The organism is Blastococcus sp. CCUG 61487, assembly GCF_005222955.1.
Taxonomy (GTDB): Bacteria; Actinomycetota; Actinomycetes; order Mycobacteriales; family Geodermatophilaceae; genus Blastococcus.
This window is the reverse complement of sequence record NZ_LWUA01000014.1, coordinates 1-15,498: the sequence shown is the minus strand read 5'-3', so window position 1 is coordinate 15,498 and position 15,498 is coordinate 1. Positions and strand designations below refer to the sequence as shown.

At 74.7% G+C, this 15,498-nt stretch carries 9 protein-coding genes; 4 read left to right on the top strand and 5 right to left on the bottom strand.

The annotated features are described in order from the left end of the window. Positions 1 to 48 precede the first annotated feature (48 nt). Positions 49 to 2,394, top strand: coding sequence for an ATP-binding protein (locus tag A6V29_RS01410; RefSeq protein ID WP_137158621.1), 2,346 nt, complete (start codon positions 49 to 51; stop codon positions 2,392 to 2,394). Between the two features lie 182 nt (positions 2,395 to 2,576). Here the strand turns inward: A6V29_RS01410 and A6V29_RS01405 are convergent, their stop codons facing one another. Beyond that, positions 2,577 to 9,101 (bottom strand): fibronectin type III domain-containing protein, encoded by a 6,525-nt coding sequence (locus A6V29_RS01405; protein WP_137158620.1) that lies wholly within the window; start codon positions 9,099 to 9,101, stop codon positions 2,577 to 2,579. Positions 9,102 to 9,372: 271 nt separating this feature from the next. Here A6V29_RS01405 and A6V29_RS01400 point away from each other — a divergent pair, with 271 nt between their 5' ends. Further along, positions 9,373 to 9,696, top strand: coding sequence for a hypothetical protein (locus tag A6V29_RS01400; RefSeq protein WP_249932917.1), 324 nt, complete (start codon positions 9,373 to 9,375; stop codon positions 9,694 to 9,696). Here A6V29_RS01400 and A6V29_RS01395 read toward each other — a convergent pair. The 4 genes from A6V29_RS01395 to A6V29_RS01380 all read right to left on the bottom strand — a co-directional run bounded on the left by A6V29_RS01395 (position 9,670) and on the right by A6V29_RS01380 (position 12,698). Further along, complete coding sequence (locus A6V29_RS01395; protein ID WP_249932916.1) at positions 9,670 to 10,656, bottom strand: tyrosine-type recombinase/integrase; 987 nt, start codon at positions 10,654 to 10,656, stop codon at positions 9,670 to 9,672. The two genes, A6V29_RS01400 and A6V29_RS01395, sit on opposite strands and share 27 nt — an antisense overlap. A 309-nt stretch (positions 10,657 to 10,965) precedes the next feature. Continuing rightward, a complete protein-coding gene (locus A6V29_RS01390) occupies positions 10,966 to 11,655 on the bottom strand; it encodes a LuxR family transcriptional regulator (protein ID WP_137158618.1) in 690 nt (229 codons plus the stop codon). After that, positions 11,648 to 12,304 (bottom strand): hypothetical protein, encoded by a 657-nt coding sequence (locus tag A6V29_RS01385; protein ID WP_137158617.1) that lies wholly within the window; start codon positions 12,302 to 12,304, stop codon positions 11,648 to 11,650. The genes A6V29_RS01390 and A6V29_RS01385 overlap by 8 nt, the downstream gene beginning before the upstream one ends. Positions 12,305 to 12,485: 181 nt before the next feature. Further along, positions 12,486 to 12,698, bottom strand: a complete 213-nt coding sequence (locus A6V29_RS01380) for a helix-turn-helix transcriptional regulator (RefSeq protein ID WP_137158616.1) — start codon at positions 12,696 to 12,698, stop codon at positions 12,486 to 12,488. A gap of 935 nt (positions 12,699 to 13,633) precedes the next feature. Here A6V29_RS01380 and A6V29_RS01375 point away from each other — a divergent pair. After that, positions 13,634 to 14,731, top strand: a complete 1,098-nt coding sequence (locus A6V29_RS01375; protein ID WP_249932915.1) for an ArdC-like ssDNA-binding domain-containing protein — start codon at positions 13,634 to 13,636, stop codon at positions 14,729 to 14,731. A gap of 362 nt (positions 14,732 to 15,093) precedes the next feature. Beyond that, positions 15,094 to 15,498, top strand: a 405-nt coding sequence (locus tag A6V29_RS21420) for a ParB/RepB/Spo0J family partition protein (protein ID WP_249932914.1), incomplete at both ends; no start/stop codon positions are given.

Here is a 15,498-nt window from a genome sequence, read left to right as displayed (position 1 = left end):
AGTGGCGGCGGCCCAGCGCCTGGGCCGCCGCGTCACTACGATCCCCGCGTGCCCGCCACGCCGCCCGGAGCGTCCTTCGCCGAGCTCCTGCGGACACTGCGCGAGCGGGCCGGGCTGACGCAGGAGGAGCTGGCCGAGCGAGCGGGGCTGACCCCGCACGCGATCAGCGCACTGGAGCGGGGTGCGCGCACGCGCCCTTACCCACACACCGTGCGTGCCCTCGGCGAGGGTCTCGGGCTGGACGAGGCGGACCGAGCCGCGCTGCGGGCCGCCGTCCCCCGGCGCTCGTCGGCCGCTGCGGACGACGCCGCGCCGGCACCGCTGTCGGGGCTGCGCCCGACCCCGCCCCCCGTGCCACCCACCGCGCTGCTCGGCCGCGACGACGAGGCGGCGGCGCTCACCGGGCAGCTCGGCGCGCCGGACGTCCGCATCCTGACGCTCACCGGCGTCGGTGGGGTCGGGAAGTCCCGGCTGGCGATCGAGGTGGCCGGCCAGGCCGCGACCGAGTTCCCCGACGGGGTGGCATGGGTGCCGCTGGCCGCCGTCACCGATCCGTCGCTGGTCATCCCCGCGGTCGGCCGGGCCGTCGGGCTCTCCGGCGTCGAGGGCCTGGACGCACTCGTCGTCGTGGCCGGGGCGCTGCGCTCGGCCCGGCTGCTGCTCGTCGTGGACAACCTCGAGCACCTGCTGGACTCGGTGCCCGACCTGGGTGAGCTGCTCGAACGCTGCCCGGGGGTGGTGCTGCTGGCCACCAGCCGGGCGGCGCTGCGCCTGCGCGGCGAGTACGAGCACCCGGTGCAGCCGCTGGCCCTCCCCCCGCGGGCCGCGGACGCCGAGGACGTCGCCGGATCGCCGGCCGGCGCGCTGTTCCTCGCCCGCGCACGGGCCGTGGCGCCGGCGTTCGACGTCGACGACGCCAACGCCGCGCACGTGGCCCAGGTGTGCGCGCGACTGGCCGGCATCCCGCTGGCCCTGGAGCTGGCCGCGGCGAAGGTCCGGCTGCTCAGCCCGGCTCTCCTCGTCTCCCGGCTCGACGCCGCCATGGCCAGCGGCGGCCAGCGCGACCTGCCCTCCCGCCAGCGCACCCTGACCGCGACGCTCGACTGGAGCTACGAGCTGCTCGACGAGGGCGAGCAGCGGCTGTTCCGGTTGCTCGGGCTGTTCACCGGCGGCTGCACCCTCGAGGCGGCGGAGGCGGTCGCCGGCGGCCCTGTTCTCGACGAGCTCGAGAACCTGGTCGCGCAGTCGCTGGTCGACGTCCACCCCGACGGGCGCTACGTCCAGCTGGAACCCGTCCTCCAGTACGCCCGGGCCCGGCTCGGTGAAGGGTCGGAGGCGCGGGAGGCCCGCCTCCGGCACGCCCGCTACTTCCTGGACCTCGCGGAGTCGCAGGTGCCCGCCTACCGGCACGCCGCGGCGGTGGAGGCGCTCGCCCTCACCAGCCGCGAGGAGGGCAATCTCGAGGCCGCGCTGGAGGCTCTCCTCGCGCTCGGGGAGGGAGAGCTCGCCGGCCGGATGTGCTGGGCGCTGTGGCTGGACTGGTGGCTGCGCGGGCACCTGCTCACCGGGCGCCGGTTCACCGAGCGGACGCTGCAGACCGAGCTCTCCATCTACACCCGCATCCGGGTGAACCTGGCGTTCTCGGCGATGACCTTCGCGCAGGGCGACATCGCGGCCTCCACCCCGGGCTGGACGCGGGCCCGCGAGCTCGCCGAGGAGACCGGTGACGTCCCCGGCCGGGCGCACGGCCACGCGGGCGAGGGGTTGATGGCCCTGGCGACCGGCGACCACGACGCCGCGGAGCGCGCGTTCCGGGCCTCGATCGCGCTCTCCGGCGGCGGCATGGACGACGACGGCTGGCTGTGGACGCTCTGCCACGTGTGGCTGGGCACGATCGCGCTGCTGCGCGGCTCCCCGCAGGAGGCCCTCGCGCTCGTCGACACCGCGCTGACGGCGGCGCGGGCGCGCGGCGACCGGCTGGCCACCTACATCGGCCTGTTCACCACCGCCCAGGCCGCGATCGCCCTGGGTGACGTGGACCGGGCGCGCGCCCACCTGGAGGAAGGCGTGCGGCTGTCGCAGGAGACCGGCGACCTCGCCAACCTCGCCTACGTGCTCGACGCGCTCGCCGTCGTCGAGTCGTCGACCGGGCGGGCCCGCCGGGTGGCGCAGCTGCTGGGGGCCGCCCAGGTGCTGCGCGAGATCGTGGGCTCGACGATCTACGGCTACTACCAGCCCGACCTGGCCCTGCGCGACGCCGCCGCGGCCGCGGCGCGCGCCACCCTGGGCGAGGACGGGTACGCCGACGCGCTGGACGAGGGCCGCAGCCTCGATCCCGAGCAGGCGGTCCAGCTGGCGCTGGGCGGGGGTGGCCGGCTGCGGCTGGCCACCTGACCCCGGACCACCTGGCCCACCTTCTGGAGTTGATCATCGTCGGGGTGCGCGCGGACACGGGTGCCGCGCCGATCCGCCGCGCACGCAGACGATGATCAACCGCGGGGGGAGCCGGGAACCGGGGAGCGGACAGACGACGCCCCCGTCACCGCAGGGGTGCCGGGGGCGTCGTCCTCACGGGGTCACTTCACGTCGACCACCGTGATCCGGTTGCCGAGCAGGCAGCCGTCCTGGCCCGCCTGCAGCAGGGTGTCGCGGTCGGCCCGGTAGGTGAACGTCACCTTCCCGTCGGCGCCGATCTTCCCCGAGCCCACGACCGTCCACGGCCGGTTCGCGCCCTCGTACCGGCCGGTGAGCACCGCCCGCAGCCAGTCCAGCACGCTCGCCGAGGTGAGCGCCCGGGCGGTGACCGGCGCACCGGGTGCCCCGGAGACGGTGACCGTCAGCGCGGTGCCCTTGCGCACCTGGCCACCGGGGGAGACGGCGAGCGAGACGCTGCCGCACGCCGGCGGCGCGTCACCCGGCCGGTCGGGCGCCGTCACCGTCCGGACCGCGTCGGCCCCGAGCGCGACGGCGCCGTGGTCGACGACGGTCCCGGGCACCGTCACCGTGAGCACCTGGCCGGAGCCGAACGGCGTCGTCGGCACGAACCGGAAGGTCCGGGCCAGGGCCACCCCGGCGGGCGAGCGCTGCTCTCCGATGCCGGTCACCGTGCCGGGCAGCGCCTGCGTCCCCGCCCGGACGGCGAGGCCCGCCGCCACGGACTCGCTGCTCATCCACTGGTCGAACGCGACCTCCACGGCTCCGTCGTCCGTGGCGGTGACCGCCGTCAGCGCCGGGGGCGCCAGCCGGTGCAGGTCGATGTCGACGCCGTAGTGCTCGGGGAGCACCTCCAGCGGCTCGCTGTGGGCGGTCCGGTAGCCCTCCTTCTCGTAGCGGACCATCCACCAGCCCTGCGGGACGTCCCAGCCGTAGGTCCCCTCGACCGAGGTGGACTGCGGGTTGGTCTGCCCGAAGGCCTCGGCGTCCCACACCGTCCAGGGACCTTCCGGCGTGGGGCCGCTGAGCACGGTGGCGGTCACGCCCTCGAGCCGCTGGGTGCCCAGGGCCTCGTAGACGTAGCCGCTCGGGTCGAAGATCCACGTCGGCCGGCCCACCGGCCAGGCCCCGGGCTTGTACTCCCTGGGGATGTACTTCAGCCGCGGGTCGCAGCTCTCCATGCCGACGCTCTCGACCCGCTCGACGGCGCGGTCGACGAACTGCTGCCCCATCCACTTGACGCTCGCACCGATGACCTGGCCGATCACGAAGTTGATGGCGCCGGCGGACTTGGGCTGCTGACCGTTGACGTCGGCGACCCAGCTGCCCTCGGCCACGCCCATCCAGGCGTAGACGTTCATGGCCAGCTTGTGCATGACCAGGGTGCCCTTGGCGTCGTCGATGTAGCCGGTCAGCTCGGCGGCGACCTCCGGCTGGCAGGCGCGGATGTTGAGGTCCACGTGGTCCTGCAGCCGGTCGAGCACCGGGTTGTTCGCACCGTTCCGGCTGACCTCGAGCAGGTCGTAGAACGCCTTCCCGAGCCCGTACAGCTTGGTCAGCCGGGTGAACTCGCTGGCTGTCGCGAGGGTGGCCTCCGCCGACAGGCCGGAGGGGTTGCCGTTCAGCCAGCTGGTGGCGAGGTCGGCGGCCACCACCAGGGTGGTGTCGTCGCCCTCGCCCTCGACGCGGATGTCGAGGTTGCGGACCGGAGCTCCCACCGCGGCCGCCAGCGCGATCTCCTCGTCGGTCGGGTCACCGAGGTCCCGGCGCTCGCCGAAGGACGAGCGGACGGTGAATGGGGTGCCCTGGACGGTCCACCGGCCGGTGAACTCCTCGGGTCCCTCGACCTCGAACACCGGGTCCTCGGGGGCGTTGAACGGGTGGGCGACGCTGCCCACCAGCTCCTCGAGGCTCGGCCGCGACGCGGGATCGTTGGTGACCGGGCGGGCGTCCACCGAGTAGCCGACCGCGATCTCCCCGACGTCGCTGGACGACATCGGACCGAACGTGGCCGTGCACTCGGTGGCCGTGCAGCTGCCCGCCTGCTCCTGCGTGCCGATGTAGGCGACGAAGTCGCGCACCCGTGAGGCGTCCTCGAAGCGCGCGGTGAGCTGCAGGGGTGCCGCCGGCACGTACACCAGGGTCGGCGCGGCGTTGCCCGTGCGCGGGTCCCAGGTGACCGCCCGACCGCGGGCGTCCCGGATCGAGTTGTCGACGGTGATCGACACCGGGTGCACGCCGTCGGGCGACCACAGCACGTCGAGCGGCTCGGAGAGCATCTCGACGGTGCCGCCCTCGACCGCCGCGGTGGTGACGGCGACCAGCCGGTAGGTCGTGCCCTGCAGGGGCGAGACCAGGGTGACCGGTGCTGACCACCGGCCGCCCGCACCGGCCACTGCCTCCGCGAGCACGCGCCCGGCCTCGTCCCGCACCGCGACCGGCGTCCCCGCCGGGGCGCGGCCGCGGACGGTGAAGGTGCCGGCCGTCTCGGCCGGACCCTCCAGGCTGACCCGCCGCACCTGCGTGGACGACGGCGGCAGGTCGAGGACCGTGCCGTCGGCCATGCGCAGCGAGATGGGCGCGGAGAGCTGACCGTCGAGCACGTCGGCGTCCACCGTGATCGGCACGCGCACCGTGGTGGCGCCCCGACCGGACAGCGGGACGACGACGGCGCCGTCGGCGACCGTCGACGCGGCCCGGGCGCCGTCGATCGTCGCGGTGCCGGCCTGGGCGGTGGTCCCGGCGGGCAGCCGGACCCGCAGCTGCGAGCGGGCGGTGTCCGACGCGGGCAGCGCGACGCGCACGACGAGCAGCGCACCGGGCATCACCGGGTCGGGCAGCGCCTGCACGCTGACATCGGCCGGCGCGGCCGCCGCCTTGGCGAGGGTGACCCGGCCGAGGTCGGCGGTGCTGCCGGCGTCGACGACGACGTCGGTGACGGCCCGCCGTCCGGTGGGGTCGCTCCAGGTGATGGTGTGCAGGCCGGCCGTGCCGAAGGTGAGCACGGGAGCCGAGCCGTTCCCGCTGCGCTGTCCGGCGTACTCCGCGCGCCCTCCTGCCACGGTGCGGTAGATCGTCGCCGTCCAGCTCGACACGCCCCGGCCGTCCTCGTCGACCAGGTCGGCCCGCGCGGTGCCGACCTGCGTCAGCTCCAGCGTGATGTCGACGTCGAGTTCGTCGCCCAGCACGATGCTGGTGCAGCCCCGCGGCAGGTTGGCCTGCCGGCCGTCGGCGCAGAGTTCGACTCGGTCACCCGCGGCGCCCTCGTAGGGCACCGTCGGCGCGATGGTGCGGCCGGACATCGCGCTGGCGGAACCCATCCGCAGCGAGACCTGGAAGTGGGTCGCGGTCCGCCAGTCGAGCGGCTGCTCGATCCGCTCGCCGTCGGGGCTGATCACGATCAGGTGCGGCTGCACCCGGTAGGTGGGCGTGCGCGGCAGGTCGATCGACAGGGCGCCGCGGGTGCCGGGGACGAGGTCGACGGGCTTGGCGGCCGCCGCGTGGTACTCCGCCGTCGCCGACAGGGTGCCGGCTCCGGCGAGCGCCTCGAGGACCGTCCGGCCGTCGTCCGCGGTGGACGCCGTCGTGGTGAAGGTGCGGCCGTCCGCGCTCTGCACCAGCTTCACGGCGGCGTCGCCGACCGGCTTGCCGGCACCGGTGACCGTGACGTCGGTGGTCGCCGCGGCCATGGGCTCGATCAGGAGCGGCACGGTGCTGCGGCCGACGCCGGAGTCGACGGTGACCCGCGGCTGGACGATGCGCAGCGACTGGTCGTCGAAGCGGTAGTCCAGCGTGAGCCGGCTGCGTCCCGGCAGGCCGGGGATCACGGTCAGCGGCGTCGCCGGGCCCATCCGGCGCTGGACGAGGACCTCGCCCTTCTCGTCGCGGACGGTGAGGGTGCCGACCGGCAGCGGAACACCGGCCGGGGCGCTGAGCGTGACGTCGAGCTGGGCGGCGCGGACGGGGGTCAGCGCGACCTCGACCTTCTTCGCCGCGGTCACGTCGAGCAGCGACCTGGTGGCGACGATCTCGCCGTCGGCGGCCTTGAGCTGGACTCCCCAGATGCCGGGGGAGACCGGCACGCTCACCTGCCCCGGTGCGGTGACCGGGACCTGCTGCTGGCCGCGGGGGCCGCTGAGGACCGCGGTGAGCGCCCCCAGCTCGTCCTGGGCGGCGCCGATCCGCAGGTCGAGCTGCCCGCTGACCGCACCGACGGGCACGCTGCGCTCCAGCGTGCGGGTGCCGTCGGTGAGCACGACCTGGGCCGAGCCGATGGAGGTCAGCGTGCCGTCGAGCCGGTAGGGCTCGCTGGCGTACGAGCCCGGGGAGGTCTCCTCCATCGGGACGACGACCGGGGTGCCGGACTGCCCCGGCGTCTGGCGGAGCCGCAGCTCGGCGGCCAGCCCGGGCTCGCCGGTGGCCGTGACCGTCAGGTCGCTGCCGAGGACCACCGCGACGCCGTCCGCCGTGCGCTGGGCGTGCAACTCGATCGTCGTGATGCCCTCGCTGATGGTGGTGCCGGTGGTCTCGTTCGCGACGATCCGCTCCGGCCAGCCGCGGTCGAGCACGGCCACCACGCGGACGGCGTACGTGGTGCGGGGAGCCAGGTTGCCGACGGTGGTCAGCAGCTCCTCGTCCCGGGTGACCGTGTCGGCCACCGTCCACTCGGTCGCGCGGACCGGCCAGGTCTGCCGGTGCTCCACGCGGTAGTACTGCAGCGGAGCGGAGTCCGGGATGCCGTCCCAGGCCACCCGCAGCGAGTAGGGCCGTTCGTCGTCCACGGTCAGCTCCCCGGCCCCGGGGAGGTCGGTGTGCGCGCTGGTGCGGGACGCCCACGGGCGGGTGGAGCCGTCGTCGAGCACGAGGTCGACGCGGTAGTCGAACCAGGTCAGCGCCGGCAGGCCGGCGTCGACCAGTTCCGTGGTGCCGGCGGGCACGTCGTCGCCGACCTGCTCCCACGGCGAACCGTCGCCGAGGGAGCCGTCGGCGGCCTGGCCGCCGTCGGCGCGCAGCACCCGGTAGCCGGCCAGCGCCGGGTCCTCGTTCGGCTGCCAGGTGATCGTCAGCTCGTCGTGCGCGGTCCGCTGGACACCCAGTTGCGCGCTGTTGCGGGCCGAGGCGGTCAGGGCGGTCGAGGCGTTGCCGCTGGTGTCGATCGCGCGGACGCCGTACTCGACGAGCCGCTCGGCGCGGTCGTCGGCGTGCAGGGCCACGTCGTGGCTGGTGCGGTCGGCGCCGACGGTGGTGAGGACGACGCCGTCGGCGGTGATCTCGTAGCCGCGCACCTGCCGGTCGTCGCTCGCCGCGGTCCAGGTCAGCCGCACGGTCTCGCGCCCGGCCGGCTCGGCGACGAGGCGGGCGTCGGCCGGCCACGTCGGAGCGACGGTGTCGGGGGCCTCGCCGGACTCGACGGCCAGGACGATCCGCTCGTCGAGCCAGAGCGCGATCCGGGAGCCGTCGTGCGACGGGACCGGGTGGAAGGCGGTGGTGCCGAGGACCGACGGCTGCTCCTCGTCGCCGGAGCCATCGCTCTCGTCGCCCGAGCCGTCGTCCTCCCAGTCGTCGCCGGACGTGGTCTCGGAGGTGCCGGCGACCAGCGCGGCGGTGCCGGTGGCGAGGTCGACCGACCAGACGGCGCTGGACTGGGAGCCTTCGTCGTACTCCCGCTCGTCGTAGACGACGGTGCTGCCGTCGCCGGAGAGCTGGGGGCGGTGCACCTGGCCGGAGCCGGCGGTCGGCACCGCCCGGCGCGGGGCGCCCTCGGCGGTGAGGTCGGCGATCAGCAGGGTGCCCTCGCGGCCCATGTAGGCGACCTGGTCGCCCGCGGCGTCGAGCGACGGCGAGTGCGCGACGTGGTCGGTGAGGGTGGCGATCGGCGCGAAGGTGTCGGCGGCCGCGACCTGCAGGTGGGTGGACCAGGTGGGGTTCTCCCACTCGTCGAGCGGGCCCTCGACGTTCTGCAGCCAGGCGACGGTGCTGCCGTCGTCGCTGAGCTCGACGCCCGGGGCGGGGCCGACCACCTCGTGGCTGGCGACGACGGTGCCGGTGGTCAGGTCGACGACGTCGATGCGGCCCGGCTCGCCCGACCACACGTCGGCGTTGAGGACCGCGGCGCGGGTGCCGTCGGCGGAGACGTCGACGGCTGCCGGCTCGAAGCTGCCCGACTCGGGGGAGCGGGGGAGGCGGGTGGTGCTGCCGTCGGCGAGCGTGGTGGCGTACGCCTCGCGGTAGATCTCGCTGGGCTCGGCGGTGACGTCGTCGCGGGTGGTCCAGACGACGGTGGAGCCGTCGGCGGAGAGCGCGGCGGCGGCGGGGCCGCTGATCCCGCCCGGGTTGCCGGGGCGCTCCGCCGACTCCCACACCAGCCGGCTGGTGCCGGCCTCGCGGTCGACGACGAACAGGCCCTCCTGGGAGTAGCGGTCCCACGCGTCGACGTAGCCCTTGTAGAGGACGAGCCGGCCGTCGGCGCTCACGTCGAGGATCTGGCCGTCGACGTACTCGGTCTCCCCGGGGAAGGAGCCGCTGACCTGGCTCAGGGCGAAGGCCGGGGGGACGGCGCCCGGTTGCGGGGGCGGTGGGGTCGGGGCCGCGGACGCCACGACGGGCGCCATCAGGCCGATCATGCCGGCCGTCACGGCGACGACCAGCGCGGACTGCGGGAGCTTCACTCGGGTCTCCGGAGTGCGAGAGGTGGGGACCTGAGCGGTCCCGGCGGCGCACGGGCGTGCGGCGCCGGATCGAGGCTCGCGTCGGGATCGGACGGCGACCACGGGCAGCACCCGCACAGTTCCCGCACAGTCGCCGCTGTGCGGGTTGCGTGACGGGCCGGCCGGGCTGCCCGCCGGCGGTTCACCCGGCCGGGTGGACCTTCGTGGCCGTCGTCCACAGGTTGGTGGCTGAGCGTCACGCCGGACTGCTCCGTTCTCTTACAGTCCGGCCGTGGCGAGCGCTCTGGACGTGGTGGACGGCGAGGTCCGCGAGCTCATCCGCCGCCGCGGGCTCGACCCGTTCACCGACCCGGGGCCGGTGCGGATGCTGGTGCGCGACGTCGTCGCCGACTACTCGGAGCGATCGCTCACCTCGGCGCTGCCCCCGATCGGGGACGCCGAGGCGGTGGTGCGCGACGTGCTCGACCGGGTGGCCGGCTTCGGACCCTTTCAGCGCTACCTCGACGACCCGGAGATCGAGGAGATCTGGGTCAACGAGCTAACTCCCCTGAATCTGCAGATCAGCGGCTCAATCGTGTTCCTCGGTCCGCACTGAGTCCGCAGCAGCGTCGAAAACCAGATCCGTCAGACCGGCCGCGGCCGCCCGGGTCCGGTCCTCCGCGGACGGCCACAGGTGGGAGTAGGTGTCCAGGGTCGTCGACGGCGACCGGTGCCCCAGCGCCCGCTGTACGGTCACTACGTCGCAGCCCGCAGCGATCAGGCCCGAGGCGTAGAAGTGCCGCAGCCCGTGCAGATGCAGGGCCGGCGTGCCGGCAGCCCGGACGGTCGACTGCCACCACGAGTTGACGGTGCTGGGCGGAAGAGGACGGCCGTCGGCGGTGTGGAACAGCCACCCCTCCATCGCGGTCCCGGTGCGCTCGACGTGCCGGGCGAGCATCTCGACCAGCCGGTCGGGCAGATAGATCGTCCGCTCCGATCCGTACTTGGGCTGCCGCAGTTCGGCGGGGCCACCCCGGCGGCGCTGCACCTGACGGCGCACGTGCAGCCGCCTCCCGAGGAAGTCGACGTCCTCCCGATTGAGCCCGGAGGCCTCGCCCAAGCGCAGGCCGGCGAAGGCGCAGACCCCCAGGTAGGCCCGCATGCTGGGGCGGGAGCCATCGATCAGCGCTCGAATCTGGTCCGGTGTCGGGATCTCCATCGCGTGCTCTGCCCGTCGTCGAGCAGGCAGCCGGAGCCCAACGGAGGGATCAACGGCGATGACCCGATCCCGCACGGCGGACTTGAGGACCGCCCGGACGGCGTTGACCCGGGTAGCCACAGTGTTGGGCGCGTACCCGGCGGCCACCATCGCCTTGACCCAAGTCTCGAGGTGCGAGGCTCGAAGCGACGCGATGGGGACCGAACCGAAAGTGACCTTGCGCCGCGCCAGGTCCATCGACACCTCGGTCATGGGCGCCCACACCTGGCGCTCCGCCCAGCCTCGGAAGTACGCGTCGAAAGTCGTCCGCCCGGCCCGCGGATCCACGTAGCTGCCGGTGACCACTGAAGCCGTCACTTCGTCGAGCCACCGCTGAGCGTCGGCCTTTCGCTTGAAGTGGCGAGCGTGCTCCTTGCCGTTCTCGTCCCGGTACCGCGGCCGATACGTCCCATCAGGCCTCTTCGCGATCGACGCCACTTCGCATCGCCTCCCTCTGTCTCTAGCTTGGGGGCCTTGGCCGCTTCAGTGTGGGAGTCTCCACCGACTGAAAGGCCATCAGCCCGACTGGCCGCCATCGGTCGAGCACAGATCGGCCGGCCGGCCTGCCCGACCTCGGCTGACCTGGCTCGCGACCGACGAACCGGTGCGGGCTGGGCGTTCACCGGTTCAGTAGAGGTAGCGGTCGATGCCCGAGCCGTGCGCCCACATGTGGTTCATGCGGTCGGCGGTGCGGGCGTGGGCGGCTTCCTCGGCGTCGCTGAGCACGCAGTCGGCGCCGGGCGGGATGGCGCGCAGCCGAGCGGTGAGCAGGCGGGTGTCGTCGGTGGGAGCGAGGTCGAGCAGGCCGGCCAGCCGCGCGAGGAGCGAGACGAGCTCGGTGCGGTCGGCCCGGCGGTAGCCGCCGGCGAGCTGCTCGGCGTGGGCGGCGACCAGCTCGGCGATGTCGGCGTCCAGCCGAGGGTGGCCGAGGGCGGCGGCGGTGGCGGCGAGGAGGTCGATGTCGGCGGCGGGCAGGGTGAGCGCGGTCATCGGCGCATGCTCGTAGCGGCCGTCCGGGGCGAGCAGCCGGCCGAACCCTGGTTCCCGGGACTGGGTGGGCGCCAGGGCGGTGAGCAGGCGCTGGACGGCGGCGAGGGCGACCCGGCCGGCCAGCGGCGCCGGCACCCGCAGCGGCTCCGTGCCGGTACCCGGATCTCGCCGGTCGTCGTCCTCCCACGTGCCCAGGCACAGCAGGATCTCCTCCAGGGCGCGCAGCGGGGCCAGCGGCTCCCCGTCGAGGTCGACGACGAGCACGGTGCGCTGCCCTGGCCGGGTGTCCTCGCTCGGTCCGGGGTGGCCCTTCGGCCGCTCAGTCACGGACCGACCACCGCTCGGTGGCCGACCCGGCCGTCAGGCCGGTCACCCGGCCGATGTCGGCCCACGAGGCTCCGGCCGCGAGTGCGGCGCGGACCGCCTCGTCCAGGGCGCGGGCGGCGGCGGCCTGCTGGGCGGCGGCCGCCTCGACGTCCTCCAGGGCTTGCCATCCGGCGATGTGGCGGCGCCATTCGGTCATCACCCGGTTCTCGTCGGCGGCCTCCAGGTCGGCCCACGGGCCGGTGACGGCGAGCCGCCGCGCCGCCGGGTCGGCCAGCTCCGGTGGTACGCGGGTCCAGGGGGTGCCGCGCCAGCCGCAGGTGCAGCCGGCGGCCCAGCCGACGACCGCGGCGTCCGGGCGCCACTGCTCCGCCTGGTCGATCACCTCCACGCCGACCTCGCCGCTGGCGTGGGCATGCACGATCCCGTCGCCGCGGAGAATCGTGCCGTCGGACCAGAGGCCCTCGGCGGTGGAGCCGTCGCGGTAGGTCAGCCGCACCCGGTCGCCGTTGCAGGGCCCGTCGTCGGGCCGGCGGGCTATCAGCCGACCGCGGGCGCTGCTGGTGCCGGCGCCCTGGGCGCCGTCGGCGAACAGCGGCACCACCCAGCCTTCGTGCTCCTGGCCGTCCACGACCGGGCCCATCCATCCCATCGCTCCTCCTCGGGGTGCGTGTGTGCAGCGTCGCCGTAGCGGCGCTGCCGGCGCGGGTCCTGGTCGGCTTCTGTGGAGGGCCGTCGTTGTCCACGGGCGGGGGTGGACACAGGGCCTCGCCGTGCTCCCGGAATCCGAAGCGGCCCCGTGCCCGTCCAGCCGCTCTCCGCCAGGCGCGGGGCTATCGGTGCGGTGACTGGCCTGCTTGTGCGTCGATCCAGGTGCGCAGGTCGGCGCGGCGGTAGAGGACGCGCCGGCCGAGTCGGAAGCTGTTCGGGCCGGTGCCGAGGTGACGCCAGTACCGGAGGGTCGCGACGGGGGCGCGGAGCACATCGGCGGCTTCGGTGATGGTGAGCAGCTCGGGCTCGCGGTCGGCGGCGGCGGGGTCGGGCATGGCTGGCTCCCGGGGTGGTCGGTGGCGGTGCCTTCACCACAGAAGGCGCCATTTCGGGCCCGTTGGTGACACTTCACAGCCACCTTGTTCTGACGATCTCCGGTTGTTCTCCTGTAGCGGTCGCCGCTGGCGCATCCCCTGCCGGCGATGGAGGCCCTTCATCTGCCGACGCCGGGCGTCGGCGCCGGGACAGCCGGTCGACGGCCCCGGTCCTGCGGCTGGGTTCGGCACGTTCTCCGGTAGGCCGACGGCAGTCGGGGTAGCCGTGTGCCGACGGACCTGGAGAATTACTGGAGGCCCGCTGCTGACCTGGGGTTCCTCCTGTTGTCCTCCTGCTTGCCGATGCAGGCCGTGAGCATCGGGGTGCTCCTGCGCGATTGGTCCCTGTGGACGAGGGAGTCTGTCCACAACCTCCGGACGGACTCCCTCGGGCGGGCGCTGACCTGGCCACGCTCGACTCATGGCGCTGGACACCGCACCCGGGGCACGACGAGCCGGCCGGGACCGTGATCGGGCGGCCAGGGGCGTCCGCGACGTGGCGGTTGACCGGGCTCGGTGACCGGTGAGCGCGGCGTCGACGTCCCCGCGCCGCGACGGGTGGGGCGGGCCAGGAGCACCCTTCGGGCCACGCTGCGCGTGGCGCCGGCTGCGCCGTCGTCAACGTCCGCCTTCGGCGGGCTGCGCTTGCTGGTCCCCCGACCCGTCCGGCAGCTCAGCGTGGGGGCCTCCCGCGCCGTCTCCTCCCGACCGGACCAAGATCCTTCCGCCCTTCGGGCGCTCCGCTGCGGAAGCAGTCTTGGTCCGGTCGTCCCCCGCCGTCGCTCCCGGCCCCTGAGCAGAGCTCTTTGCCGGACGGGCCGGGGGAATGGGTGGCAGGACACCGGTTCCGAAGTTCCTCCCGTACCGGTGTCGGCTCCGGTTCCGGGAGGGTCCAGATGACCAGCACCAGCAGCACAACGAGCAGCAGCCGCACCGGCAAGGGCAAGCGCACCCACCGCAGCGCCGCGCAGCGGGAAGCCGCCGACGCCGTCCGGGCGGCGAAGATCACCGCCCTGCACGAGCAAATCGGCGAGCAGGTCGAAGCGCTCACCGCCGATCCGCAGTGGCGGGCGATGCTGGAGGCCGCCGCGAAGTTCCACACCTACAGCCTGGGCAACCAGCTGCTGATCGAACTGCAGGCCGCGCGGCTGGGCATCAGCCCGACGCGGGTCGCCGGTTTCGGCACCTGGAAGGCGCTGGGCCGCAGCGTGGTCAAGGGCTCCACGGGGCTCGCCGTCCTGGCTCCCTGCACGCACACCCCCAAGGAGACCCAGGCCGACACCGGCACCGGGCAGGACACCCGTCGGGCCGCACCCGCCGCAACGACGGCGGCGGGGACGGCGGGGGAGCCGGCCGGCGGGGACGCCGACCAGTCGACCCGGCGGCGGGTGCTGCGCGGATTCCGGCTCGCGCACGTCTTCGACATCTCCCAGACCCAGGGAGACCCGCTGCCCGACATCACACCGGAGCTACTGACCGGTGACGCCCCCGCCGCCCTGTGGGACGCGCTGGCCGCCCAGGTCGCCTTCCACGGCTACACGCTCACCCGCGAGGACTGCGGGCAGGCCAACGGCCTCACCGACCCGGCCGCCCGCACCGTGCGGGTCCGCCCGGACATCGCCGACGCGCAGGCGGTCAAGACCCTCGCCCACGAACTGGCGCACATCGAGTGCGGGCACACCGCCGAGGGCTACGACTACCGGGGCTGCCGCGGGCAGGCGGAGGCCGAAGCCGAGTCGGTCGCCTACATCGTCACCGCCTGGGCCGGGCTGGACGCCGGCGCCTACACCGTCCCCTACGTCGCCGCGTGGTCGGCCGGGGACACCGATGTCGTCCGGGCCGCTGCGGCCATGGTGACCGCCGCCGCCCGCCGCATCCTCGACCACCTCGACGGCCCCCAGAGCACCGAGAACGCGCCGGGGGATGGGGACGCCGCGCCGCCCGCCGGACCGGTCGCGCAGCCCGGGGGCGTCCGCGTCCTCGCCACCGCCTGACCGGAGCGCGAGACATGACCGTCGCCGGCACCGCCACCGACAGCACCGCCACCGAGAGCACCGGCACCCCGCAGAGCGCTGAAGGAGAACCCACGATGACCGCGACCACGACAGTCACCGCCCTGAACACCGGCCGGGAGAGCGCGTCCGACGAGCCTTCCGCCGCCGGAACCGCCCGACGTGCCGACAGCGAGTTCGGCCAAGCCGAGCACGTCGACCCGGCCGCTCACGACAGCGCACGCGCCGGGACGTCCGAGGGCAGCGGACGGGCGCACCGGTTGGTGTGGCTGGACCCCCGAGCACTGGCAGTGCACCCCCGCAACGTCCGCGACGACCTCGGCGACCTGTCCGGGCTGGCGGNNCGCCGGGCGGCTGCCGCGATCCTCGCCGGACTGACCGCGGTGCCGTGCGTGCTGCGCCCCGACCTCGCCCTCGACGGTGACGCCGCCGACGGCGACCGGGCCGCCGCCCAGGCAGGGCACGTGGGGGCGATGCTGGCCGAGAACCTGCACCGCCAGGGTCTGTCCGCAGTGGAGGAAGCCCGCGGGGTGCAGGCGATGCTCGACCTCGGCGTGCCGCTGACCAGGGTGGCCAAGTCGACCGGGCTGGGCCGCAAGCGGGTCGCCAAGGCCGCCGGCGTGGCCCGGCTGGACGGCGACACCGCCGCCGCGGTCGCCGGTGCCGGGCTGACCCTGGACCAGGCCGCCGCCGTCGCCGTCTACGCCGGCGACCCCGACACCGCCACCGCCCTCGTCGCGGCCGCGGGG

What these genes read in the sequence shown, in the direction of transcription:
- A6V29_RS01385 (WP_137158617.1), bottom strand. Translation starts at nt 12,304, where the DNA reads ATGGGATGGATGGGCCCGGTCGTGGACGGCCAGGAGCACGAAGGCTGG.
- A6V29_RS01380 (WP_137158616.1), bottom strand. Translation starts at nt 12,698, where the DNA reads ATGCCCGACCCCGCCGCCGCCGACCGCGAGCCCGAGCTGCTCACCATC.
- A6V29_RS01375 (WP_249932915.1), top strand. Translation starts at nt 13,634, where the DNA reads ATGACCAGCACCAGCAGCACAACGAGCAGCAGCCGCACCGGCAAGGGC.